We start from the raw sequence: 24,847 nt of genomic DNA on the forward strand, positions 1-24,847 counted from the left end.
GCCTTCGAGCTGAAACCTGGAAGATATTGTTCAAAAAACCACCAGTTCCGGTATGATCCCGCGCCGGATAACACCCCTCTTGGAAACCTGATGAAGCCTCAACTGATCGCCGCCGCGGAACTCGACCGTCTCGAGACCTGGCAGAAATACTCAAGCCATATGTGTGGCGGCTGTGTGTCGAGCTGCTGCACCCTGCCGGTTGAGGTGAAGATCAAGGACCTGATCCGCATCGGCATCGTCGATGAATTCGAGCGTGGCGACCCGCCGAAGAACATCGCCAAGCGCTTGCAGAAGGAAGGTATCGTCGAGCGCTTCAATGCCAAATCCGAGATCTTCACCCTGCAGCGCATGAGCAACAACGATTGCCTGTACCTGGATCGTAAGAGCCGCTTCTGCACTATTTATGACAAGCGCCCGGATACTTGCCGCAATCACCCGAAAATCGGACCGCGTCCGGGGTATTGCGCGTACAAGCCGAAGGAAGTGGTGCGCGAGACCAATCATCGGACACTCGATAAGTTCTGATCCAAATTTTTGTGGGGGCCTTGAGGGCCCTATCGCAGGCAAGCCAGCTCCCACAGTTGAATGTGTGCACATATCAAAATGTGGGAGCCGGGCTTGCCCGCGATGAGGCCGTCGCAGTCACTACAGATATTGCAGGCATAAAAAAACGCCCCCGACCTTGCGGTCGGGGGCGTTTTTTTGCAGCTAACTAAAAGACTTAGTTACCAGCTTTTTTCGCAGCGCGGGTACGCTCGCTTTCGCCCAGGATCTTCTTACGAAGACGGATGGACTTAGGAGTGACTTCGCACAATTCGTCTTCTTGAACGAATTCCAGAGCCTGCTCCAGGGTGAAGCGAATAGGCGGAACCAGAGCGATGGTTTCGTCTTTACCCGAAGCACGCATGTTGTCGAGCTTCTTGCCTTTGGTTGGGTTAACGCCCAGGTCGTTGTCGCGGCTGTTGATGCCGACGATTTGACCTTCGTACACGTCTTCACCGTGACCCAGGAACAGTTTGCCGCGAGCTTGCAGGGTTTCCAGCGAGTAAGTCAGCGCCTTACCGGTAGCTACCGAAACCAGCACGCCGTTCTGACGGCCGGACATGTCGCCGGACTTCATCACGTCGTAACGGTCGAAGATCGAGGTCAGGATGCCTGCACCGGAGGTCAGGGTCAGGAACTCGTTACGGAAACCGATCAAGCCACGAGCCGGGATGTTGTACTCAAGGCGCACACGGCCCTTGCCATCCGGAACCATGTTGGTCAGGTCGCCTTTACGGATACCGATCTGTTCCATGATCGAACCTTGGGATTCTTCCGGCAGGTCGATGGTCACGTTTTCGTACGGTTCGTGCTTCACGCCGTCAACCATACGGATGATCACTTCCGGACGACCAACACCCATTTCGAAGCCTTCGCGACGCATGGTTTCGATCAGTACCGAGAGGTGCAACTCACCACGGCCGGAGACTTTGAACTTGTCAGCCGAGTCGCCTTCTTCAACGCGCAGAGCAACGTTGTACAGCAGCTCTTTGTCCAGACGCTCCTTGATGTTCCGGGAGGTCACGAACTTGCCTTCTTTACCGCAGAAAGGCGAGTCGTTTACCTGGAAGGTCATGGAAACGGTTGGTTCGTCAACGGTCAGCGGCTTCATCGCTTCGACGTTCAGTGGGTCGCACAGCGTGTCGGAGATGAACAGCTGGTCGAAGCCGCTGATGCAGACGATGTCGCCGGCAGCTGCTTCTTCAACGTCGATGCGGTGCAGGCCGTGGTGACCCATCAGCTTCAGGATACGACCGTTGCGCTTCTTGCCGTCGGCGTCGATAGCGACAACCGGAGTGTTCGGCTTGATGCGGCCACGAGCGATACGGCCAACGCCGATAACACCTAGGAAGCTGTTGTAGTCCAGTGCGGAGATTTGCATCTGGAACGGACCATCGCGGTCGACTTTCGGCGCAGGTACGTTGTCGACGATCGACTGGTACAGCGGGGTCATGTCTTCAGCCATGTCGGTGTGTTCCAGACCGGCAATGCCGTTCAGGGCCGAGGCGTAGACGACTTTGAAGTCCAGCTGTTCTTCGGTGGCACCCAGGTTGTCGAACAGGTCGAAGATCTGGTCCAGAACCCAGTCCGGACGCGCGCCTGGACGGTCAACCTTGTTGATGACCACGATTGGACGCAGGCCGGCTTCGAAAGCCTTCTTGGTCACGAAACGGGTTTGCGGCATAGGGCCGTCTTGAGCGTCAACCAGCAGCAGAACGGAGTCAACCATCGACATTACGCGTTCAACTTCGCCGCCGAAGTCGGCGTGGCCCGGGGTGTCCACGATGTTGATGTGGTAGCCGTTCCAGTTGATGGCGGTGTTTTTCGCCAGAATGGTAATACCGCGCTCTTTCTCCTGGTCGTTGGAGTCCATCACGCGCTCGTCGTTGAGCTCGTTGCGCTCCAGGGTGCCGGATTGACGCAAGAGTTTGTCTACCAGGGTGGTCTTACCATGGTCAACGTGAGCAATGATGGCGATGTTGCGTAGATTTTCGATCACTTGTGTATCTCGATCAGAGGATTCGGTGTGCTGACAGGTCGTGGCAGCGATTAACAGTAGAGTCAGGCCTTGCCGTTACAGCTTGACGGCAGAGTCGGGGGGCCGGTGACGCAGGCCACAGGCAAACAGCCCCGGGCTCTTAGCTCGGTCGATAAACGCGCACATTGGCATGCCCCTCACTGAGCAAATGGTGGGCATGCAGGCGACTCATCACGCCTTTGTCGCAATACAACAGGTACTGACGGCTGTCATCCAGTTCCTTGAAACGCGCATTCAATGCATAGAACGGCAGCGTTTGTACGTCGATGCCAGCAATTTCCAGCGGCTCGTCTTCAGCGGCATCCGGGTGACGGATGTCGATGATGATCTGACCGGCCAGAGCCTCGCTGACTTCTTCGATCTGCAAATCCTGGCCCAATTCGTCGATAACCCGATCGATCGGCACCAGTTTGGCGTTCTCAAGCGCTCGCTCGAGAACTGCCATGTCGAACTGTTGTTCTTCGTACTCCACGCGGTTGCGTTTGGCGTGGGTCTTGGGGTTCACCGAGATGACCCCGCAATATTCCGGCATGTGCTTGGCGAAATCCGCCGTGCCGATCTGGGTCGCCAGGTCGATGATGTCTTGCTTGTGACTGGCGATCAGCGGGCGCAATACCAGCTTCTCGGTCACAGAGTCGATCAACGACAGGTTCGGCAGGGTCTGGCTGGACACCTGGGAAATCGCTTCACCGGTGACCAGTGCGTCGATTTCCAGCCGATCCGCGATTCGGGACGCAGCGCGCAACATCATACGCTTCAATACTACGCCCATATGACTGTTATCGACTTTCCCGAGAATTTCTCCCAGGACTTCCTCGAACGGTACGCTGACAAACAGCACCCGTTGCGAGCTGCCGTACTTCTTCCAGATGTAATGCGCGACTTCCATCACGCCCAATTCGTGTGCACGCCCGCCCAGGTTAAAGAAGCAGAAGTGGCTCATCAGCCCGCGGCGCATGATCTGGTAGGCCGCAACGGTGGAATCGAAACCGCCGGACATCAAGACCAGGGTCTGTTCCAGGGCACCCAGCGGGTAGCCGCCGATGCTGTCGTGCTGGCTGTGGATCACAAACAACCGTTGGTCGCGAATTTCCATCCGCACTTCAATTTGTGGCGCTTTCAGGGAAATTCCGGCGGCGCCGCACTCGCGACGCAGCTTGCTGCCCACGTATTTCTCGACATCCATGGAGCTGAACGGGTGCTTGCCGGCGCGTTTGCAACGCACCGAAAAAACCTTGCCCGCCAGCACATCGCCGTAGTGCTGTTTGCACTTTTCGGTGATGTCGTCGAAGTCACCCAACGGGTACTCGTCGACCTGCAGGAAATGCGCGATGCCCGGCACGCAGCTCAGGCGCTCGGTCATGTCCTTCAAGGCCTTGGGGTCTGTGAGGCGGGTTTCCAGTTCGAGATTGTCCCACACACCGTTCACCACCACAGCCGGGTCCAGATCGCGGAGCACGGCACGGATATTCTTGGCCAATTGACGGATGAAACGCATCCGTACCGGTCGGCTCTTGATGGTGATCTCGGGGAAGACTTTAACGATTAATTTCATGAAAACAGCGCGCGCAGGCCCAGCCGAAAAAGGGGGGCGCGGATTATAGCGGAAATCGCTCAAGGTTTAACCAGTTAATATGCATCAAACCTTTCGCGCACCAAAACGGGTCATAAACGAAAATTCGCGCTACATTGCGGTGCGCATTTTCTTCCGCTTCAGCGGATTGCACCTTTATAAGGGCGTTTTTGTGGCAAAAAACCCATGTCGGGGCACTGGCATGCAATTTGCTCTCTTGTGAGGCAGGTTGCCTTGGTCGAGTATTCGCGCCGGCATCACCCACATTCTAAGGGCTACTCCACTACCCCAGCCCGAAGCCACCCGGAGGACACTATGTCGAAGTCGGTTCAACTCATCAAAGATCATGACGTCAAATGGATTGATCTGCGCTTCACGGACACCAAAGGCACTCAGCACCACGTGACCATGCCGGCTCGCGACGCGCTGGATGACGCCTTCTTCGAAGAAGGCAAAATGTTCGACGGCTCCTCCATTGCCGGCTGGAAAGGCATCGAAGCTTCCGACATGATTCTGATGCCGGACGACAGCACCGCCGTACTCGACCCGTTCACCGAAGACCCAACGCTGATCATCGTCTGCGACGTGATCGAGCCTTCGACCATGCAAGGCTACGACCGTGACCCACGTGCGATCGCCAAGCGTGCCGAGGAATACCTGAAGTCGACCGGTATCGGCGACACCGTATTCGTAGGTCCGGAACCAGAATTCTTCATCTTTGATTCGGTAAAGTTCAAGTCCGACATCTCTGGCTCCATGTTCAAGATCTTCTCCGAACAAGGTTCGTGGATGTCCGACCAGGACGTGGAAGGCGGCAATAAAGGCCACCGTCCAGGTATCAAAGGCGGCTACTTCCCGGTTCCTCCGTTCGACCACGACCACGAAATCCGTACCTCCATGTGCAACGCCATGGAAGAGATGGGCCTGGTCATCGAAGTTCACCACCACGAAGTGGCGACTGCCGGCCAGAACGAAATCGGTGTGAAGTTCAACACCCTGGTTGCCAAGGCTGACGAAGTACAGACCCTGAAGTACTGCGTTCACAACGTGGCTGATGCCTACGGCCGTACCGCTACCTTCATGCCTAAGCCTCTGTACGGCGATAACGGTTCGGGTATGCACGTTCACCTGTCCATCGCCAAAGAAGGCAAGAACACCTTCGCTGGCGAAGGTTATGCCGGCCTGTCCGACACCGCCCTGTACTTCATCGGCGGCATCATCAAGCACGGCAAGGCCCTGAACGGCTTCACCAACCCGTCGACCAACTCCTACAAGCGTCTGGTCCCAGGTTTCGAAGCGCCAGTGATGCTGGCCTACTCGGCTCGCAACCGTTCCGCTTCGATCCGTATTCCTTACGTGTCCAGCCCTCGCGCTCGCCGTATCGAAGCCCGTTTCCCGGATCCAGCAGCCAACCCATACCTGGCCTTCGCTGCCCTGGTCATGGCCGGCCTGGACGGTATCCAGAACAAGATCCACCCAGGCGACGCCGCCGACAAAAACTTGTACGACCTGCCGCCTGAAGAGGCCAAAGAGATCCCACAAGTGTGCGGCAGCCTGAAAGAAGCCCTGGAAGAGCTGGACAAGGGCCGTGCGTTCCTGACCAAAGGCGGCGTGTTCAGCGACGACTTTATCGATGCCTACATCGCCCTGAAAAGCGAAGAAGAAATCAAGGTCCGCACCTTCGTACACCCACTGGAATACGAGCTGTACTACAGCTGCTGATCCGGTAGCGCTGCTTAACGTGGCGTGATGAAAAAGGCCTCCTTCGGGAGGTCTTTTTTTTGCCTCGGGATAGCGCAGAGTCAGCCATCTGTTGTATTGACTGACACACCGTCATCGCGGGCACGCCCGCTCCCACAAGGAGATCACCGTTGAAACGTCGACTTGCGTTCGCCCTGCTGTGCTTCAGCGCCAATGTATTCGCCGCACCACCCACACTCGCCCCACTGCTCGACAGCATCGCCGAACGACTGGCGATTGCCGACCAGGTGGCCCTGAGCAAATGGGACAGCCACAAGCCCGTCGAAGACCGCCCGCGGGAGCAGGACGTGATCGCCAGCGTCGTCGCCCAGGCGCCGAGCTACAAACTGGCACCGGCGCAGGCCGAGCAGTTTTTCTCGGCCCAGATCGAGGCGAACAAATTGGTGCAGTACGCCCACTTGTCCGACTGGCAACTGCAAGGCAAAGCGCCTAACGATCCACGCCCTGATTTGGTCGGGCAAATCCGCCCTAAACTGGACCTGCTGCAAAAACGCCTGCTGCAACAGCTGGCAGACTTCACCCCGGAGCGCAGCAACCCGCAATGTCCACAATGGCTGGCCCAGGCCAATCACGCGGCTGCACATGACCCACTGCACCAACTGGCGATGATCCGCGCCACCGCCGAGCTGTGCCTCTATAAAATCTAAAATTGCGAACCCCATCAAAATGTGGGAGCGGGCTTGCTCGCGAAGGCGGTGTGTCAGTTGATATATGCATGACTGACACGCCGCCTTCGCGAGCAAGCCCGCTCCCACAATTTAGATCAGACCCATTCAGTCAATCAGTCGTTGCCACCAGCTTCCTGAACAGATCTTTCAAAACCGCACTATATTGGTGCGATACGCTGCACCCTTCCCACTTACGCAACCCATTTTGGTTCGAAACTTCCCGCGCAAGCTGGCAGAACGCCACAGTTTCGCGCCTTAACCTCCCATTTCAGGGCTTTAACGCTTCTTTTCGGAGCTTTGGTTTGGTTTTTGCATTTTCCTTGTATCAGCGCACGCCTCAAGGCCGCGCCTTGCTCCAAAAGAGGTCCTAATGACCATCAGCGACGCACTGCACCGCCTGCTACTCGACAACCTGACCACCGCGACCATTCTGCTCAATGACGAACTGCGCCTTGAGTACATGAACCCGGCGGCGGAAATGCTGCTGGCCATCAGCGGACAGCGCAGCCATGGGCAATTCATCAGTGAACTGTTCACTGAGTCGGCCGAGGCCTTGAGCTCATTGCGCCAGGCCGTGGAGCAGGCGCACCCGTTCACCAAGCGCGAAGCGATGCTCACCGCCCTCACCGGCCAGACCCTGACGGTCGACTACGCGGTTACACCGATCCTGAGCCACGGTGCCACTTTGCTCCTGCTGGAGGTGCACCCCCGGGATCGCCTGCTGCGCATCACCAAGGAAGAGGCGCAACTGTCCAAGCAGGAAACCAGCAAGATGCTGGTGCGCGGCCTGGCCCACGAGATCAAGAACCCCCTGGGCGGGATTCGCGGCGCCGCACAGTTGCTGGCCCGCGAGCTGCCGGATGAGAACCTCAAGGACTACACCAACGTCATCATCGAGGAAGCCGACCGCCTGCGTAACCTGGTGGACCGCATGCTCGGCTCCAACAAGCTGCCGTCGCTGGCGATGACTAACGTCCACGAAGTATTGGAGCGGGTTTGCCAGTTGGTAGAGGCCGAAAGCCAGGGCTGCATCACCTTGGTGCGCGACTACGACCCGAGCATTCCCGACGTATTGATCGACCGCGAGCAGATGATCCAGGCGGTGCTCAATATCGTACGCAACGCCATGCAGGCCATCAGCAGCCAGAACGAACTGCGCCTGGGCCGCATCAGCCTGCGCACCCGCGCGCTGCGCCAGTTCACCATCGGCCACGTGCGCCATCGCCTGGTGACCAAGGTCGAGATCATCGACAACGGCCCGGGCATCCCTGCAGAACTGCAGGAAACCATCTTTTTCCCAATGGTCAGCGGCCGCCCGGACGGTACCGGGCTCGGTTTGGCCATTACCCAGAACATCATCAGCCAGCACCAGGGTTTGATCGAATGTGAGAGCCATCCCGGTCACACCACCTTCTCGATCTTTCTGCCACTGGAACAAGGAGCCCCATCGACATGAGCCGTAGTGAAACTGTCTGGATCGTCGATGACGACCGTTCTATCCGCTGGGTCCTGGAGAAAGCCTTGCAACAGGAAGGCATGACCACCCAGAGCTTCGACAGCGCCGACGGGGTGATGAGCCGCCTGGCTCGCCAGCAGCCCGACGTGATCATCTCCGACATCCGCATGCCCGGCGCCAGTGGCCTGGACTTGCTGGCGCGGATTCGCGAGCAGCACCCGCGCTTGCCGGTGATCATCATGACCGCGCACTCGGACCTGGACAGCGCTGTCGCGTCCTATCAGGGCGGTGCCTTTGAATACCTGCCAAAACCGTTCGATGTGGACGAAGCGGTGGCGCTGGTAAAACGCGCCAACCAGCACGCCCAGGAACAGCAGAACCAGGAAGCTCCGCCGGCCCTGACCCGTACCCCGGAAATCATCGGCGAAGCGCCGGCGATGCAGGAAGTGTTTCGCGCCATCGGGCGTTTGAGCCACTCCAACATCACCGTGCTGATCAACGGCGAGTCGGGTACCGGTAAAGAACTGGTGGCTCACGCCCTGCACCGTCACAGCCCACGGGCCGCGTCGCCGTTCATCGCATTGAACATGGCGGCGATTCCGAAGGACCTGATGGAGTCGGAACTGTTCGGCCATGAAAAAGGCGCGTTCACCGGCGCGGCCAACCTGCGCCGCGGCCGTTTTGAGCAGGCCGATGGCGGCACGCTGTTCCTCGATGAAATCGGCGACATGCCGGCCGACACCCAGACGCGCTTGCTGCGGGTCCTGGCCGACGGCGAGTTTTACCGCGTAGGCGGGCACACGCCGGTCAAGGTCGATGTACGCATTATCGCAGCGACCCACCAGAACCTGGAAACCCTGGTGCATGCCGGGAAATTCCGGGAAGACTTGTTCCACCGCCTGAACGTGATCCGTATCCACATCCCACGGATGTCGGACCGCCGCGAAGACATCCCGACCCTGGCCCGCCACTTCCTCAGCCGCGCCGCCCAGGAGTTGGCTGTCGAGCCGAAGCTGCTGAAAAGCGAGACCGAGGAATACCTGAAGAACCTGCCATGGCCGGGCAACGTGCGTCAGTTGGAGAACACCTGCCGCTGGATCACGGTGATGGCTTCGGGTCGCGAAGTGCATATCAGCGACCTGCCGCCTGAGCTGCTGAGCCTGCCGCAGGATTCGGCACCGGTGACCAACTGGGAGCAGGCACTACGCCAGTGGGCCGATCAGGCCCTGGCACGTGGCCAGTCGAACCTGCTGGACAGCGCTGTGCCGGCTTTCGAGCGGATCATGATCGAAACCGCCCTCAAGCATACCGCCGGTCGTCGTCGCGATGCTGCCGTGCTGCTGGGCTGGGGCCGCAATACCCTGACTCGCAAGATCAAAGAGCTGGGGATGAAGGTCGACGGCGGTGACGATGATGAGGGTGATGAAGGCTGATTGATCCCTCAAGTACACCGAAGATCCAGTGTGGGAGCGGGCTTGCTCGCGAAGGCGATGGTTCAGTCAACATACGTATCGACTGACGCGCCGCCTTCGCGAGCAAGCCCGCTCCCACATTTGGATCTCCACAAGGTTTGAGCACTGTGCACCGCTTCAATGCACCACGAACCGGCATCGCGCACTTATTCACTCCTTGAAACACATGCCTTGCTAAAAAAATATTAAAAGCTGAAAACGCCAAAGCCCCGTATTTCGGGGCTTTGCGCTTTCTTGAGAAATTTTTTGGCACAACTTCACAATTCTGGCACGCGCCCTGCAATAACCCTGTTACTACCCAGTTTCGGGGACCTTGGTACAGGCAGGCCGAGAATCCCCTCTTTACACCCGGGGTGCTTGATGCGAATCGCGTCGCGCCCCACACCCGTTTCGGGAACCTCGGTACAGGCAGGCCGGGGATTCCCTCTTTAACACCGAAGCCTTTGGCTTCACCCCGTTTTGGGAGCCCTGGTACAGGCAGGCCGGGAACTCCCTTCTTTACACCCGGGGCTTATGAGGCAACGCGCCCATAGCCCCAGCCCGTTTTGGGAACCTTGGTACAGGCAGGCCGGGGATTCCCTCTTTTATTGCTCCTGGAGATGGATCTCCACCCGCCAGCGTCCCTCAACCTTCTCCCCCGACCACTCCCCGCGCAACGGCCGAGCCGCCACCAGGTTCAGCAGCAAGCCGCCATCGGTCTTGCGTAAGCGCCAGTTCACGTCCTTGTCATTGACCTTCAGTTGCCCGCCCTGAGCCTTGCCGAGCGCATCGAACAGCAGCGCCACCGTGCCGTCGATATGCTCTCCGTGCAGCTTGGGCTCGCTGTTGAACCACACCACCAGGGCATCGGCCGCAGGCTCCACCTGCTGCAGTTCAACCGGGTCTGGCGTGGTCAGACGGCCGATCATCAGGCCCACCATCAAGCCGACAATTGCCAACGAGCCTAAAACCCGTGGCAATAGCTTCGGCCTGGGGTCTTCTTCAGGGGTAGAATGCAGCGCATCTTTGCCTTCGGAGCCGTGCATGTTTCACGTCATCCTTTTTCAACCAGAAATTCCGCCGAATACCGGCAACGTTATCAGGCTGTGCGCCAACAGTGGCTGCCACCTGCATTTGATCGAGCCCTTGGGTTTCGACATGGACGACAAGCGCCTGCGCCGCGCCGGGCTGGACTACCACGAGTACGCCACCCTGCAACGCCACGCGGACCTCGCCAGCTGCCTGGAAAGCCTGAACCACCCACGGTTGTTCGCGTTTACCACCAAGGGCTCGCGGCCATTCCATGATGCCAGCTTTGCCGAAGGCGACGCCTTCCTGTTCGGCCCGGAAAGCCGGGGCCTGCCGGCGGACGTCCTCGACGCCCTGCCCGACGGCCACCGCCTGCGCCTGCCGATGCGCGAAGGCTGCCGCAGCCTGAACCTGTCCAACACCGTGGCCGTCGCCGTCTACGAAGGTTGGCGGCAACTCGGTTTCAAGTAACGCACATAACAAATGTGGGAGCGGGCTTGTGTGGGAGCCGGGCTTGCCCGCGATGCAAACACCTCGGTGTGTCAGTCACACCGCGGTGATGCTATCGCAGGCAAGCCAGCTCCCACACAAGCCCGCTCCCACATTTAGTCCTGCGTCAGGTTCGAAATTACTGAACCGTTGGCGAACCTTCCTGTTGCATGCGCTGCAGCTCTTGCGCGTACAGGGCATCGAAGTTCACCGGAGCCAGCATCAGCGCCGGGAACGAACCACGGGTGACCAGGCTGTCCAGGGTCTCACGGGCATACGGGAACAGGATGTTCGGGCAGAACGCGCCCAGGGTGTGGCTCATGGACGCTTCGTCCAGGCCCTGGATCAGGAAGATACCGGCCTGTTGCACTTCAGCAATGAAGGCCACTTCTTCGCCGTTCTTGACGGTGACCGACAGGGTCAGCACGACTTCGTGGAAGTCACCTTCCAGCGCCTTTTGACGGGTGTTCAGGTCCAGCGCAACACTCGGGGTCCATTCCTGACGGAAGATGGCCGGGCTCTTTGGCGCTTCGAACGACAAGTCACGTACGTAAATACGCTGCAGGGAAAATTGTGGGCCTTGAGCCTCTTCTGCTGCCGCTTCGGTGTTCTGTTGGTCAGTCATCGCAGATCCTTCGTGATCTTGGGGTCTTTTAGGGGTTAGGAGTCAGACGTGAAGCAGCGCATCCAGTTTACCGGCGCGCTCAAGTGCGAACAGGTCATCGCATCCACCGACATGCTTGTCACCGATCCAGATCTGCGGCACGGACGTGCGTCCCGCTTTCTTGGTCATCTCGGCGCGCACCTGGGGCTTGCCATCAACCTTGATCTCTTCGAAGGCAATGCCCTTTTTCTCAAGCAGGGCCTTGGCCCGCATGCAATAAGGGCAATAATCGCTGGAATAAACGACAACCTGGCTCATATCACTTCACCAGCGGCAGGTTATCGCCACGCCAGCTGGAAATACCACCCGACAGTTTGGCGGCGTTGAAGCCGGTCTTCAGCATCTCGCGGGCGTGAGTGCCGGAGTGCTGGCCCTGGGCATCGACCAGGATGATGGTCTTGGCCTTGTGCTTTTCCAGCTCGGCCAGGCGCGAAATCAGCTTGTCCTGGGGAATGTTCAGCGCGCCGACAATGTGACCGGCGGCGAAATCCTTGGCGGGACGAATGTCCACCACCACGGCCTCATCCTTGTTGACCAGGGCGGTCAGCTCGGACGTGCTGAGGCTGCGGCCACCGCGGCTCATTTCGTGAGCGATCAGCAGCGCCAGCAGTACGACGAACGCACCAGCGAGCAAATAGTGGGTAGTGGCAAATGCAATCAGGTGATCAACCATCAAGGAGGTTCCAGGGCGTTAAAATGGCGGTAAGTATACACAGCCGTCATGGTCGGCCAACCCCCGTAAAGCGGTGACGTGGTCGGAACTTCGCTTTAAACTGCCACTCCCTTTTCAATTGCCTTCATTCATTACCGCCGCGAGAGGATCTATGACTACTACGCCTAAACCTTTGGTCCTGATAATTCTCGATGGCTTCGGACACAGTGAAAGCCACCACGACAACGCTGTGTACTCGGCCAAGAAGCCAGTACTGGACCGTCTGAGCGCTACCGTACCGAACGGCCTTATTTCCGGGTCGGGCATGGATGTTGGCCTGCCGGACGGCCAAATGGGCAACTCGGAAGTCGGCCACATGAATCTCGGTGCCGGACGAGTGGTATACCAAGACTTCACCCGCGTGACCAAATCGATCCGCGACGGCGAGTTTTTCGAGAACCCGACTCTTTGCGCGGCAGTGGATAAGGCAGTCAAGGCTGGCAAGGCCGTGCACTTCATGGGCCTGCTGTCGGACGGCGGCGTCCACAGCCACCAGGACCACCTGATCGCCATGGCCGAACTGGCCTTCAAGCGCGGCGCCGAGAAGATCTATCTGCATGCGTTCCTCGACGGCCGCGACACCCCGCCGAAAAGCGCCCAGTCCTCCATCGAACTGCTGGACGAAACCTTCAAGACCCTCGGCAAGGGCCGCATCGCCAGCCTGGTCGGCCGTTACTTCGCGATGGACCGTGACAACCGTTGGGATCGCGTGGCCCAGGCCTACAACCTGATCGTCGACGGCCAGGCCGAATTCAACGCCGCCACTGCCCAGGAAGGCCTGGAGGCCGCTTACGCCCGTGGCGAGAGTGACGAATTCGTCAAGGCCACCACCATCGGTGAACCGGTAAAAGTCGAAGATGGCGACGCCGTGGTGTTCATGAACTTCCGCGCCGACCGTGCCCGCGAGCTGAGCCATGTGTTTGTCGATGCCGGTTTCAAGGACTTCGAGCGCGCCCGCCAGCCGAAAGTCGAATTCGTGATGCTGACCCAATACGCCGCCAACATCCCGGCCCCCTCGGCATTCGCCCCGGGCAGCCTGGAAAACGTGCTGGGGGATTACCTGGCGAAAAACGGCAAGACCCAACTGCGCATTGCCGAAACCGAGAAATACGCCCACGTGACCTTCTTCTTCTCCGGCGGTCGTGAAGAACCGTTCCCGGGTGAAGAGCGCATCCTGATCCCGTCGCCGAAAGTCGCCACCTACGACCTGCAGCCGGAAATGAGTGCCCCGGAAGTCACGGACAAGATCGTCGACGCCATCGAGCACCAGCGTTACGACGTGATCGTGGTCAACTACGCCAACGGCGACATGGTGGGCCACAGCGGAAACCTGGAAGCGGCGGTAAAAGCCGTGGAATGCCTGGACCTGTGCGTCGGCCGCATCGTCGACGCCCTGGACAAGGTAGGCGGCGAAGCACTGATCACCGCCGACCACGGCAACTGCGAACAAATGTCCGACGAATCCACCGGCCAGGCCCACACCGCCCACACCACCGAGCCGGTGCCGTTCATCTACGTCGGCAAACGCGACCTGAAAGTGCGTGACGGCGGCGTACTGGCCGACGTGGCACCGACCATGTTGATGCTGATGGGGCTGGAGAAGCCGAAAGAGATGACTGGCACTTCGATATTGGTTTAATAGCAAAACCGCCCGATTAAATCGCCCGAAACGGCTTTTTATGACGAACGCCTCAAAGCAGTTGGCTTTGAGGCGTTTTTTTTGCAGCGCTTGGCGGGCATACTAGGCCGTCCCTTTCCCTGGTGTCGCCCGCCTCTATGCTTCGCGCCTTGATTACCCTTGCTCTTGTCTGCTTGCTCCAACCGGCATTTGCCGATGAGCGCGCACAAACCCAACAACAGTTGGACGCTACGCGTCAGGACATTACCGAGCTGAAGAAGCTGCTCGGCAAGCTCCAGGAAGAGAAATCCGGTGTGCAGAAAGACCTGCGCGGCACGGAAACCGAGATGGGCAAGCTGGAGAAGCAAGTCCAGGAGCTGCAAAAAGAACTAAAGAAGAGCGAGTCGGAACTGGAGCGACTCGACGCTGAGAAAAAAAAACTCCAGAGCGCCCGCGTTGAACAGCAACGCCTGATCGCGATCCAGGCCCGCGCCGCCTACCAGAATGGCCGCCAGGAATACCTCAAGCTGCTGCTCAACCAGCAGAACCCGGAAAAATTCGCTCGTACCCTTACCTATTACGACTACCTGAGCAAGGCCCGCCTGGAGCAACTGAAAAGCTTCAACGAGACCCTGCGCCAGTTGGCCAATGTCGAGCAGGAAATAGCTAACCAGCAGTCGCAGTTGCTCGACCAGAAAAGCGCCCTCGACAGCCAGCGCGACGAGCTGGACAAGGTTCGCAAGGAGCGCCAGCAGGCGCTGGCCAAGCTGAATGACGACGTAAAGGCCCGGGATGCCAAGCTCAAGAATCGCGAGCAAGACCAGGCCGACCTGGCCAAAGTCCTGAAAACCATCGAGGAAACCCTGGCTCGCCAGGCCCGCGAGGCCGAAGAAGCGCGGCAAAAAGCGCTGATCGCCCAGCAGGAAGCCGAAAAAAAGCGCGAGCGTGAGGCGGCCGAGGCCGTTGCCAGCGCCACCGAAGCCCCGGCCCCGCGTAAACCGGCGCGTGCAGCGCCTGGCCCGCTGGTTTCCAGCGCCGGCGAATCGTTTGGCGGACCTTTTGCTTCAGCCCGGGGAAAACTTCCATGGCCAGTTGATGGTCGATTACTGGCACGCTTTGGTGAAACCCGTGGCGATGACACCCGCGCCAAGTGGGACGGTGTGATGATCAGTGCCGGTGCCGGCACTCAGGTCCACGCCATTCACGGCGGCCGTGTGGTGTTCGCCGATTGGCTGCGCGGCGCAGGTTTGTTGGTGATTCTTGACCACGGTAATGGCTATTTGAGCCTTTACGGCCACAATCAAACTTTGCTTAAAGCGGCAGGTGATGTTGTAAAAGCCGGTGAATCCATCTCCACTGTCGGTAACAGTGGTGGCCAGGACACTCCGGCGCTGTACTTCGCTATTCGTCAGCAGGGCCGCCCGAGCGACCCGGCACAATGGTGCCGCACCCAAGGATAAGGGGCGCATCTACATTAGGAGTTCGTTCGACATGCTGCATTTGTCCCGCCTCACATCGCTGGCCCTGACGATCGCCCTGGTGATCGGCGCGCCTTTGGCATTCGCCGACCAGACCGCCCAGTCAGCCACGGCCGCGACCACCAAGGCCCCGCTGCCGCTGGACGAGTTGCGCACCTTCGCCGAGGTCATGGACCGGATCAAGGCCGCTTATGTCGAACCTGTGGACGACAAGACCCTGCTGGAAAATGCCATCAAGGGCATGCTCAGCAACCTTGACCCGCACTCCGCCTACCTGGGCCCGGAAGATTTTGCCGAGCTGCAGGAGAGTACCAGCGGTGAGTTCGGTGGCCTGGGCATCGAAGTCGGCGCCGACGACGGCAACATCAAGGTGGTCTCGCCGATCGATGATACCCCGGCGTCCAAGGCCGGCATCCAGGCCGGCGACTTTATCGTCAAGATCAACGGCCAGCCGACCCGCGGCCAGACCATGACCGAAGCCGTCGACAAGATGCGCGGCAAGATCGGTCAGAAAATCACCCTGACCCTGGTGCGCGACGGCGGCACGCCGTTCGACGTGACCCTGACCCGCGCCACCATCACGGTCAAGAGCGTGAAGAGCCAGCTGCTGGAGTCGGGCTACGGCTACATCCGTATCACCCAGTTCCAGGTCAAGACCGGCGACGAAGTGGCCAAGGCCCTGGCCAAGCTGCGCAAAGACAACGGCAAGAAACTCAGCGGCATCGTGCTCGACCTGCGGAACAACCCGGGCGGCGTGTTGCAGGCGGCGGTGGAAGTGGTCGATCACTTCATCACCAAGGGCCTGATCGTCTACACCAAGGGCCGTATTGCCAACTCCGAACTGCGCTTCTCGGCCACCGGTAACGACCTCAGCGAAGGCGTGCCGATGGTTGTGCTGATCAACGGCGGCAGCGCCTCGGCCTCGGAAATCGTCGCCGGCGCCCTGCAAGACCAGAAGCGCGGCGTGCTGATGGGCACCACCAGCTTCGGCAAAGGCTCGGTGCAAACCGTGCTGCCGCTGAACAACGACCGCGCATTGAAGATCACCACGGCGCTGTACTACACGCCGAACGGTCGCTCGATCCAGGCCCAGGGCATCGTGCCGGACATCGAGGTGCGCAAGGCCAAGATCACCAACGAAGCGGACAGCGAGTTCTACAAGGAAGCTGACCTGCAGGGCCACCTGGGCAATGGCAACGGCGGCGCCGACCAGCCAACCGGCAGCGGCTCGAAAGCCAAGCCGATGCCGCAGGACGACGATTATCAGTTGGCCCAGGCGCTGAGCCTGCTCAAGGGCCTGAGCATTACGCGCAGCCGTTGATATGCGCCGTGGCCTGATCATCGCTTTGCTGTGCTGTCTGGCGGGAGCTGCCCAAGGCAACCCCGCCAGTGCAGCCCCCGCTGAACACAAAGCCTACCTGACCCTGATCATCGACGACCTCGGGCAAAACCTGCCCCGGGATCGTCGTGTGCTCGCCCTGCCCGGCCCGGTGACCACGGCGATCATGCCCGACACACCCCACGCCGCCGAATTCGCCCGCGAAGCCCACAAGGCGGGCAAGATCGTCATCCTGCACATGCCCATGGACCCGGCTACCGGCCCGTTCGCCTGGCACCCCGACCTGCCCATCGAAGAACTCGGAAAACGCCTGGACGCGGCCTTCAAGGCCGTGCCTTATACCGCCGGCATCAACAACCACATGGGCAGCCGCATGACGGCGCAGCCAGAGGCCATGGCCTGGTTGATGGGTGAGCTGCAACGGCGCCACAAGTTCTTCGTCGATAGCCGCACCAGCGCTAAAACCGTCGCTGCCGCCGAGGCGCAGAAGATTGGCCTGGCCAGCGTCTCGCGGGATGTGTTCCTCGATGACGAACGCACCGAAGCGGCCATCACCACTCAATTGCAGACCGCGATCAAGCTGGCCCACAAACAGGGTTCAGCGGTGATGATCGGCCACCCTTATCCACAGACGCTGGCGGTACTGGAACGAGAGCTGCCCAAGCTCAAGGCCCAGGGCGTCGAGTGGATCGACATCAAGTTGATGATCAGCCTGCGCAGCAACCAGGCCATGGCCGGGCACGGAAAAAACGGCACTTACCGCTAGTGCTATATAGCTACCGCGCCTGACCGAGCGGACTCTCCGATAGTCGATCTTCTTATCAACTGGAGAGTCTGTACATGAACTCACTGCAATACAAAGACCTGCTGATCAACTTCACCACCGAGTTCGTTCCTGTATGGAACGACAAAGGCACCCGCGCCGAAAAGCCCGTGACCTTCTGGCGCCCGAGCACATCTTCCGACGCGCTGGGCAACTTCGTCTCGCTGGGTGATGTGGCGGTAGCGGGTTACCACAACATCAATCAACTGAAAATCGTGGCCGTTGTCAGCGAAGTTGACCGGGAGAATGGCACCGCGTTGCGGCCCCCCGTCGATTTCGAGAGGGTCTGGGAACATTCAGGACCAAGGGCACGCGCCAATTTCTCAATCTGGCAGCCCACCGCTCCAGAAGGTTATGTGGCGATGGGGCTGGTCTGTGGCCTCGGTAATGACAAACCACCACGCAATACCATCCGCTGTGTCAGAGAAGACCTGGTGACTCAGGCCTATGTCGACCAGTTGATCTGGAGCGACCAAGGCAGCGGCGCCCACCAGGACTTCAGCGCCTGGGGCGTTTCCCCGTCGCAGGCAGCTCCTGGACAAGCCTACCTGGCACCGGGCACCTTTACCGGCGCCGAGGGCTATGCCAAGCCAACCAGGCAAAGCCCGGTGCACGCCCTGCGGCTGGACCTTGCGCTCCATTCCGAGGATCTGCCGCCACTTCCACGCGAAATGGCACCAGGACGCACGATGCCGGAGCAGGTAACAGAAGGCACTCATGTGTGCGAACTGCCCTGGTTTACCGTGAACGACCCGACCTTGACGCCCTTGGAAAAACTGCAAACGTGCCCGGTTTATCGGCTCAAAAGAATCGACCAATACAGCTTGGTGGCCAGCGGTCAAAACACCACGCCAGCAAGCCAAACCTTCAGTTGGGTCTTCGCAAAAGGGGAAATCAGTGACTTCTCCATGGGTCTGCGCTACGTGACCGATATCGATATAAAGGCTGCATGGACACCCCGTCATTCGTTGAGTGTCAGTGCCAGCCTCAATCGCGACTTCACGCATACGGGCTTGACCGCACAAGGTTGGGAACGGGAGAGCGTGGCGGATGTGATGGCTTACATCCCGGCGAATAAATCCATCGCTGCCTACCTGGTCAAAAGCCGATACGAGCTATTGCGGGTTGACGGCAGCCAGCTCGGGCCAACCCTTACCTATGCCAGCGGAGATAACGTCTACTTCAGCGAGCTGCTGCAACCTGAAGCGGCAGTTACTGCTGTTGAGGAACCACAGGAAGTACCAGAAGAGGTGCCCGAGCCCACAGAAAACAACCTAGAGATAACGCCCCATGATGGCATCGACGACACCCTCCTGCCGTAACTGATCGAGGGCCGCCTGGAGTTTCGCCACTACCTCATCCGGCACGTTCTTGTTCAGTGCCAGGTACAACTGCGCGCTGTTGAAGCGCAGAACGGTCTTGAGCCCGGTCACCCCGACCTGGCGTGCCAGATAACGGCCCGCCGGGTCCCCGGTGGCCCACAGGTCGATCTGGCCATCCACCAGTTTTTGCGCATTGTCCTGATCCCGCAGCACGATCACCGGCTTGAGCCCCTGTTTCTCCAGGCTTTCCGCGATGGCATCGCCCTTGTAGGCGCCGATCTTGTAGCGCCGCGCCTGCTCAAGGTCGCTCAGTTGGATCTTGCTGTCAGCCTTGGCCAGCAACACCCAATCGTCCGGGCCGATGGGGCCGACCCATTTGAACAGCGCCTCACGGTCCGGCAGGCGCGCCATCACGAACACGCCGTAGCCGGGTTTTTCCAGGGCGAGTTTGTAGATTCGTTCCCAGGGGAAACGCAGAGTGAGGTTGTAGGAAATGCCGGCACGCTTGAAGGTCTCGCGGACGATGTCCACGGCGATGCCTTCGATGTTCTCTTCCTTGGCGAAGTTCTTGCCGTTTTTCGCCATGTTGTACGGCGGGAAGTTTTCCGTCAGCAGCACCAGGGAAGCGCCGTCGGACGGTTCATCGGCATGGGCCGAACCCGTCAATAGAACGGTGGTACTGGCGAGGGCGAGCAGCAGGTCTCTGAACATGAAAGTTACCGGAATCCATGGCAAGCCCAGAGAGTGCCGCGAGCCTGCCATGGTGTCCAGTGACGTTTAGCGTACGACGATACCGCGCGCCGCCATGTAGGCCTTGGCCTCAGGAACGGTGTATTCGCCAAAGTGGAAAATACTCGCTGCCAGTACCGCGCTGGCGTGGCCTTCGATCACACCGTCGGCCAGGTGCTGCAAGTTGCCTACGCCGCCGGAAGCAATCACCGGGATACCCAGCGCATCGCTGATGGCACGGGTCACGCCCAGGTCGAAGCCGTTTTTCATGCCGTCCTGGTCCATGCTGGTCAGCAGGATTTCACCGGCGCCCAGGGCTTCCATCTTCATCGCCCACTGCACGGCATCCAACCCGGTCGGCTTGCGGCCGCCGTGGGTGAAGATCTCCCAGCGTGGGGTTTCGCCCGGACCGGAGACTTTCTTGGCGTCGATGGCGACGACGATGCATTGCGAACCAAAGTGCTGCGCGGCTTCGCCGACAAATTCCGGGTTGAACACGGCGGCGGTGTTGATCGAAACCTTGTCCGCGCCGGCATTCAGCAGGTTGCGAATGTCCTGCACGGTGCGCACGCCACCGCCCACGGTCAGCGGGATAAACACCTGGCTGGCCATGCGCTCGACGGTATGCAGCGTGGTGTCGCGACCATCGACACTGGCGGTGATGTCGAGAAAGGTAATCTCGTCAGCGCCCTGTTCGTCGTAGCGACGGGCGATTTCCACCGGGTCGCCCGCGTCACGGATGTTCTCGAACTTGACGCCCTTGACCACGCGACCGTTGTCGACGTCCAGGCAAGGGATGATGCGTTTGGCCAGCGCCATGGTCAGTCCTCAGCCGTTGTAGGCGTCGCAGTAAGCCTGGGCTTCAGCGACGTCCAGAGTGCCTTCATAGATCGCCCGGCCGGTGATGGCGCCGATGATCCCTGGCGCCTTCGCGTCCAGCAGCGACTTGATGTCACCCAGGTTGTGGATACCGCCGGAAGCGATCACCGGGATTTTGGTAGCAGCGGCCAGCGCAGCGGTGAACGGTACGTTGCAGCCTTGCATCATGCCGTCTTTGGCGATGTCGGTATAAACGATGGCGGAGACGCCGTCGGCTTCAAACTGCTTGGCCAGGTCGATCACCTGGACGGTGCTGATTTCAGCCCAGCCGTCGGTGGCGACAAAACCGTCTTTGGCGTCGAGGCCGACGATCACCTTGCCCGGGAACGCGCGGCAGGCTTCTGCGACGAAGGCCGGGTCTTTCACGGCCTTGGTGCCGATGATCACGTAGCTCACGCCCGCTTTCACGTAGTGCTCGATGGTTTCCAGGGAGCGGATGCCGCCACCAATCTGGATCGGCAGGTTCGGGTAGCGCTTGGCGATCGCCGTCACCACCTCGCCGTTGACCGGCTGGCCCTCGAACGCACCGTTCAAGTCCACCAGATGCAGACGACGGCAACCGCCTTCCACCCACTTGGCAGCCATGCTCACCGGGTCATCGGAGAACACCGTGGAATCTTCCATGCGGCCCTGGCGCAGACGTACGCAGGCGCCGTCCTTGAGATCGATAGCGGGAATAATCAGCATCTGGCAAACCTTATTCGATATTCAGCGTTGCTCGGGAATTCAGGGTTTCTCGAGCGCCCACAAGTCGCTTTCGATGCTTTCGAACCTTTCTTTAAGGTGCGTCTGCACGTCGAAAATCGCCCTGTTGTAATAGTGCGGAGCAATTTCAGTGGTGAACAGTTCGAGGATTTCTGCGACCTCGAACGAGCCGAGGTTGAGCTCGAAGCGGTCTTCCATGAAACGCTTGATCTTGTCGGTGGCCTCACTCTCCTGCTGGGGAGTGAGGTTCAAGATCGGCGGCTTGACCTTCTTGGCCATTACCAGCGCCCGTCCCACGCGGCGAAGTTCTGCAGCAATTGCAGGCCATGGGTATGGCTCTTCTCCGGGTGGAACTGCACGGCAAAGCGCGAACCGTCGGCCAGGGCAGCGGCGAAGTCGACGCCATAGTGCCCGCCACCCACCACCTGGCGCGGGTTACCGGCGGCGATGTAGTAACTGTGCACGAAGTAGAAACGCGCCAGGTCCGGCACGTTGTGCCACAGCGGGTGGTCCACGGTCTGGCGTACTTCGTTCCAGCCCATGTGCGGGACCTTCAGGTGTTCGCCGTCTTCGTGCAGGTCCTTGCCGAAAAACTTCACCTGGCCCGGAAACAGACCGATGCAGTCGACGCCGTCGTTCTCTTCACTGCTGTCGAGCAAGGCTTGCATGCCCACGCAGATGCCGAGGAACGGCCGGTCCTGGCTGACTTCACGCACCAGGCTGTCGAAGCCCAGGCGGCGGATCTCGGCCATGCAGTCGCGAATCGCGCCAACCCCCGGGAACACTACCCGGTCGGCTTCGCGAATCACGTCGGCATCGCTGGTGATCAGCACCTTGCCGGCACCTACGTGCTCGAGGGCCTTGGCCACCGAGTGCAGGTTACCCATGCCGTAATCGATAACCGCGACCGTCTGCATTACAGGACGCCCTTGGTCGACGGCATTTGCCCGGCCATGCGGTCATCCAGCTCCACGGCCATGCGCAGGGCACGACCGAAAGCCTTGAACACGGTCTCTATCTGGTGGTGGGTGTTGGTGCCACGCAGGTTGTCGATGTGCAGGCTGACCAGGGCGTGGTTGACGAAACCCTGGAAGAATTCCTGGAACAGGTCGACGTCGAAGCCGCCCACGGTGGCGCGGGTGTACGGCACGTGCATCTGCAGGCCTGGGCGGCCGGAGAAGTCGATGACCACACGCGACAGCGCTTCATCCAGCGGGACATAGGCGTGGCCGTAGCGACGGATGCCTTTCTTGTCGCCGATGGCTTTGGCAAATGCCTGGCCCAACGTGATACCGACGTCTTCCACGGTGTGGTGGTCGTCGATATGCAGGTCGCCCTTGCTGACGATATCCAGGTCGATCAGCCCGTGACGGGCGATCTGGTCCAGCATGTGCTCAAGAAAAGGTACACCGATATCAAATCGGGCCTTTCCGGTGCCATCCAGGTTAATCGAGGCTTTGATCTGGGTTTCCAGAGTGTCGCGCTCGACGGACGCCTTACGTTCGGCCATCACCAGCTCCGCAAAATCATTGGGCGAAAAAGGCAGCCATTATAGGGGCGCGGGCGCTAAACAGAAACATCGGAGGGGATAAGACTGATGGAGTGTCGAGGATAGACATGTCAGTACAAGCGTGGGAGCAGCTTTGTGTGGGAGCGGGCTTGCTCGCGAAAGCGGTGTGTCAGCCAATACATGTGCTGCCTGATCCATCGCATTCGCGAGCAAGCCCGCTCCCACACAAGCCCGCTCCCACAAGGTTTACGCGGTGTTAGTGGAACAATACTGCGGTTTTCTGCAGGGTGACCCACACGCCCCACGCCAACGGAATACCCACCACCAGCCAGGCGGCAACCGCCAATGGCACGCTGCCGGATGAGGCTTTCCATTCCAGCACGGTGCTGGAATCGGCGCCCTTGTCGTGGCCAAGCGCCTGTTCGGCAGCCAGTTCCGCGTCGGTCATGAAGTACTTGTCTGCCACCGGCCGTACCAGCAGGTTGCAGATAAAGCCCAGCACCAGCAGGCCGGCGAGGATGTACAAGGTGATGTCGTAGGCCGCAGCGCGTTCAACGCCGATGCTCAACTGGTACTCACGCAGGTAGTTCACCAGTACCGGACCCAACACACCCGCCGCTGCCCACGCCGTCAGCAGACGACCATGGATCGCGCCCACCATTTGCGTACCGAACAGGTCCGCCAGGTAAGCCGGGACGGTCGCAAAACCACCGCCGTACATCGACAGGATGATGCAGAACGCAGCCACGAACAGCGCGACGTTGCCCAGGTGGCCCAGGTTCGGGATCAACGCGTACAGGGCAAATCCCAATGCGAAGAACACGAAGTAGGTGTTTTTACGGCCCAGGTAGTCGGAGAACGATGCCCAGAAGAACCGGCCACCGATGTTGAACAGGCTCAACAGACCGGTAAAGCCGGCGGCAATGGCTGCGATGGACGCCAGTTGACCGGCATCCAGCTGGCCAAACGTCAGGCCGTTACCCAGCAATTTGCCGCCGAACACTTCCTGCAGCAGCGGCGAAGCCATGCCGAGGATGCCGATACCGGCCGATACGTTCAGGCACAGCACCAGCCACACCAGGCGGAATTGCGGGGTTTTCCAGGCCACGTTTACGTGCACGTGACGGTGGGTAATCATCGCGTTGCTGGCTTTTTTCGCCGGGGCAGTCCAGCCCTCGGGCTTCCAGCCGGTCGGCGGAACGCGGTAGGACAAGGCACCGCCGATCATGAACACGAAGTAGATCGCGGCCATGACCACAAAGCTCTGCCACACGCCCACGCTGGTCGGCGAGGCAAAGTGGCCCATCAGGGCGGCTGCCAACGGGGCACCCACCATCGCGCCGCCGCCGAAGCCCATGATCGCCATGCCGGTGGCCATGCCGCGCTTGTCCGGGAACCACTTGATCAGGGTCGACACCGGAGAGATATAGCCCAGGCCCAGGCCGATACCACCAATGACCCCGGAGCCGATCCACATCAGCCAGATCTGGTGGGTATAGATCCCCAATGCGGAGATCAGCAGGCCGCCGCACCAGCACAACGCCGACACGACACCGGCTTTACGTGGCCCGGCATGTTCCAGCCAGCCGCCCCAAATGGCTGCCGAGCAACCCAGGAAGATGAAGAACAGGGTGTAGATCCAGCCCAGCATGGAGATGGGCCAATCGCATTGCGACGAGAAGACCTGGCTGATAAAGCTCATGTCCGGCGCACAGGCGACCGGTGCGGTGATACCCAGCGCCTTGGACAACGGCAACCAGAACACCGAGAAGCCGTAGGCCATGCCGATACACAGGTGGATGGCCAGGGCGGCCGGTGGTACCAGCCAACGGTTGAACCCGGGCTTGGCGATAATGCGCTCCTTGGACAGGAACGCAGGCTGTGCAGCAGTATGACCCGCCGCAGTGCTAGTGCTCATTGGTGTTTCCCCCAGTTATTAGTATGTGTCCGTCGGGCGCTCTCTCCTTCAGCCTTGCACGCAAAGCGTGGCCGTTTTTTTGAGTAAAGCTCCATTTTGGCGCGACGTTTAGCCGCAGAAGGCGGACGAACACGCAGAGATT

At 59.8% G+C, this 24,847-nt stretch carries 24 protein-coding genes; 11 read left to right on the top strand and 13 right to left on the bottom strand.

From position 1 onward, the window contains the following. Positions 1-90: 90 nt before the first annotated feature. On the top strand, positions 91-525 hold the full coding sequence (locus tag JFU58_RS31065) for a YkgJ family cysteine cluster protein (protein WP_063033501.1): 435 nt from the start codon (positions 91-93) through the stop codon (positions 523-525). Between the two features lie 196 nt (positions 526-721). Here JFU58_RS31065 and typA read toward each other — a convergent pair whose 3' ends face one another. Together typA and thiI are read right to left on the bottom strand one after the other, a co-directional pair. Continuing rightward, entirely contained in the window at positions 722-2,542 is a 1,821-nt protein-coding gene (typA, locus tag JFU58_RS31070) for a translational GTPase TypA (protein WP_063033502.1), read from the bottom strand. A 139-nt stretch (positions 2,543-2,681) separates the two neighbouring features. Then, positions 2,682-4,136 carry a tRNA uracil 4-sulfurtransferase ThiI gene (gene thiI / locus JFU58_RS31075; protein ID WP_063033503.1) on the bottom strand — a complete coding sequence of 485 codons (1,455 nt, stop codon included), beginning with the start codon at positions 4,134-4,136 and terminating at the stop codon, positions 2,682-2,684. Between the two features lie 333 nt (positions 4,137-4,469). Between thiI and glnA the strand changes: the two genes are divergently transcribed. The 4 genes from glnA (at position 4,470) to ntrC (ending at position 9,472) form a co-directional block, all read left to right on the top strand. Continuing rightward, entirely contained in the window at positions 4,470-5,876 is a 1,407-nt protein-coding gene (gene glnA / locus JFU58_RS31080; RefSeq protein ID WP_003217999.1) for a glutamate--ammonia ligase, read from the top strand. Positions 5,877-6,025: 149 nt separating this feature from the next. Further along, positions 6,026-6,562 (top strand): chorismate mutase, encoded by a 537-nt coding sequence (locus JFU58_RS31085; protein ID WP_177025845.1) that lies wholly within the window; start codon positions 6,026-6,028, stop codon positions 6,560-6,562. 391 nt (positions 6,563-6,953) lie between these two features. Beyond that, complete coding sequence (gene glnL / locus JFU58_RS31090) at positions 6,954-8,039, top strand: nitrogen regulation protein NR(II) (RefSeq protein ID WP_003218001.1); 1,086 nt, start codon at positions 6,954-6,956, stop codon at positions 8,037-8,039. After that, positions 8,036-9,472: a nitrogen regulation protein NR(I) gene (ntrC, locus tag JFU58_RS31095; RefSeq protein ID WP_003218003.1), complete on the top strand. Its 1,437-nt coding sequence runs from the start codon at positions 8,036-8,038 to the stop codon at positions 9,470-9,472. The genes glnL and ntrC overlap by 4 nt, the downstream gene beginning before the upstream one ends. Before the next feature lie 623 nt (positions 9,473-10,095). Here the strand turns inward: ntrC and JFU58_RS31100 are convergent. Beyond that, positions 10,096-10,536 (bottom strand): hypothetical protein, encoded by a 441-nt coding sequence (locus JFU58_RS31100; RefSeq protein WP_201143050.1) that lies wholly within the window; start codon positions 10,534-10,536, stop codon positions 10,096-10,098. Here JFU58_RS31100 and JFU58_RS31105 point away from each other — a divergent pair. Then, the gene (locus JFU58_RS31105) at positions 10,535-10,990 is read left to right on the top strand and encodes a tRNA (cytidine(34)-2'-O)-methyltransferase (protein WP_003218007.1); all 456 of its coding nucleotides are present in this window, start codon (positions 10,535-10,537) and stop codon (positions 10,988-10,990) included. The genes JFU58_RS31100 and JFU58_RS31105 overlap by 2 nt on opposite strands. A gap of 157 nt (positions 10,991-11,147) precedes the next feature. Here JFU58_RS31105 and secB read toward each other — a convergent pair whose 3' ends face one another. From secB to JFU58_RS31120, 3 genes are read right to left on the bottom strand one after another with little or no spacing between them, the layout of a single operon-like run. Continuing rightward, a complete protein-coding gene (gene secB, locus JFU58_RS31110; RefSeq protein WP_003218009.1) occupies positions 11,148-11,633 on the bottom strand; it encodes a protein-export chaperone SecB in 486 nt (161 codons plus the stop codon). A gap of 42 nt (positions 11,634-11,675) precedes the next feature. Then, positions 11,676-11,930 (bottom strand): glutaredoxin 3, encoded by a 255-nt coding sequence (gene grxC, locus JFU58_RS31115; protein WP_010169095.1) that lies wholly within the window; start codon positions 11,928-11,930, stop codon positions 11,676-11,678. Between the two features lies 1 nt (position 11,931). Continuing rightward, on the bottom strand, positions 11,932-12,345 hold the full coding sequence (locus JFU58_RS31120) for a rhodanese-like domain-containing protein (RefSeq protein ID WP_063033506.1): 414 nt from the start codon (positions 12,343-12,345) through the stop codon (positions 11,932-11,934). A gap of 151 nt (positions 12,346-12,496) precedes the next feature. Here JFU58_RS31120 and gpmI point away from each other — a divergent pair, with 151 nt between their 5' ends. The 5 genes from gpmI to JFU58_RS31145 all read left to right on the top strand — a co-directional run bounded on the left by gpmI (position 12,497) and on the right by JFU58_RS31145 (position 18,964). Next, on the top strand, positions 12,497-14,023 hold the full coding sequence (gene gpmI / locus JFU58_RS31125; protein WP_063033507.1) for a 2,3-bisphosphoglycerate-independent phosphoglycerate mutase: 1,527 nt from the start codon (positions 12,497-12,499) through the stop codon (positions 14,021-14,023). A 137-nt stretch (positions 14,024-14,160) separates the two neighbouring features. Next, a complete protein-coding gene (locus JFU58_RS31130) occupies positions 14,161-15,462 on the top strand; it encodes a murein hydrolase activator EnvC family protein (protein WP_201143051.1) in 1,302 nt (433 codons plus the stop codon). A gap of 31 nt (positions 15,463-15,493) precedes the next feature. Beyond that, positions 15,494-16,801, top strand: a complete 1,308-nt coding sequence (locus JFU58_RS31135) for a S41 family peptidase (RefSeq protein WP_017478172.1) — start codon at positions 15,494-15,496, stop codon at positions 16,799-16,801. A gap of 1 nt (position 16,802) precedes the next feature. Then, entirely contained in the window at positions 16,803-17,585 is a 783-nt protein-coding gene (locus JFU58_RS31140; RefSeq protein WP_003218025.1) for a divergent polysaccharide deacetylase family protein, read from the top strand. Positions 17,586-17,659: 74 nt separating this feature from the next. After that, complete coding sequence (locus JFU58_RS31145; protein ID WP_093202741.1) at positions 17,660-18,964, top strand: Vps62-related protein; 1,305 nt, start codon at positions 17,660-17,662, stop codon at positions 18,962-18,964. Here JFU58_RS31145 and JFU58_RS31150 read toward each other — a convergent pair. The 7 genes from JFU58_RS31150 to JFU58_RS31180 all read right to left on the bottom strand — a co-directional run bounded on the left by JFU58_RS31150 (position 18,917) and on the right by JFU58_RS31180 (position 24,705). Beyond that, on the bottom strand, positions 18,917-19,675 hold the full coding sequence (locus JFU58_RS31150; protein WP_177025842.1) for a substrate-binding periplasmic protein: 759 nt from the start codon (positions 19,673-19,675) through the stop codon (positions 18,917-18,919). The genes JFU58_RS31145 and JFU58_RS31150 overlap by 48 nt on opposite strands. A 66-nt stretch (positions 19,676-19,741) precedes the next feature. After that, positions 19,742-20,512, bottom strand: coding sequence for an imidazole glycerol phosphate synthase subunit HisF (gene hisF / locus JFU58_RS31155; protein WP_003218030.1), 771 nt, complete (start codon positions 20,510-20,512; stop codon positions 19,742-19,744). Between the two features lie 9 nt (positions 20,513-20,521). Beyond that, positions 20,522-21,259: a 1-(5-phosphoribosyl)-5-[(5-phosphoribosylamino)methylideneamino]imidazole-4-carboxamide isomerase gene (gene hisA, locus JFU58_RS31160; protein WP_003187784.1), complete on the bottom strand. Its 738-nt coding sequence runs from the start codon at positions 21,257-21,259 to the stop codon at positions 20,522-20,524. Positions 21,260-21,298: 39 nt separating this feature from the next. After that, positions 21,299-21,556, bottom strand: a complete 258-nt coding sequence (locus JFU58_RS31165) for a DUF2164 domain-containing protein (RefSeq protein WP_177071077.1) — start codon at positions 21,554-21,556, stop codon at positions 21,299-21,301. After that, positions 21,556-22,194: an imidazole glycerol phosphate synthase subunit HisH gene (gene hisH / locus JFU58_RS31170; RefSeq protein ID WP_201143052.1), complete on the bottom strand. Its 639-nt coding sequence runs from the start codon at positions 22,192-22,194 to the stop codon at positions 21,556-21,558. Before hisH ends, JFU58_RS31165 begins: the two co-directional genes overlap by 1 nt. Continuing rightward, positions 22,194-22,787: an imidazoleglycerol-phosphate dehydratase HisB gene (hisB, locus tag JFU58_RS31175; RefSeq protein WP_003218037.1), complete on the bottom strand. Its 594-nt coding sequence runs from the start codon at positions 22,785-22,787 to the stop codon at positions 22,194-22,196. Before hisB ends, hisH begins: the two co-directional genes overlap by 1 nt. A gap of 256 nt (positions 22,788-23,043) precedes the next feature. Beyond that, positions 23,044-24,705, bottom strand: a complete 1,662-nt coding sequence (locus JFU58_RS31180) for an OFA family MFS transporter (RefSeq protein ID WP_017478167.1) — start codon at positions 24,703-24,705, stop codon at positions 23,044-23,046. Positions 24,706-24,847 lie beyond the last annotated feature (142 nt).

The organism is Pseudomonas sp. TH34, assembly GCF_016650865.1.
GTDB classification, from domain to species: Bacteria; Pseudomonadota; Gammaproteobacteria; order Pseudomonadales; family Pseudomonadaceae; genus Aquipseudomonas; species Aquipseudomonas yamanorum.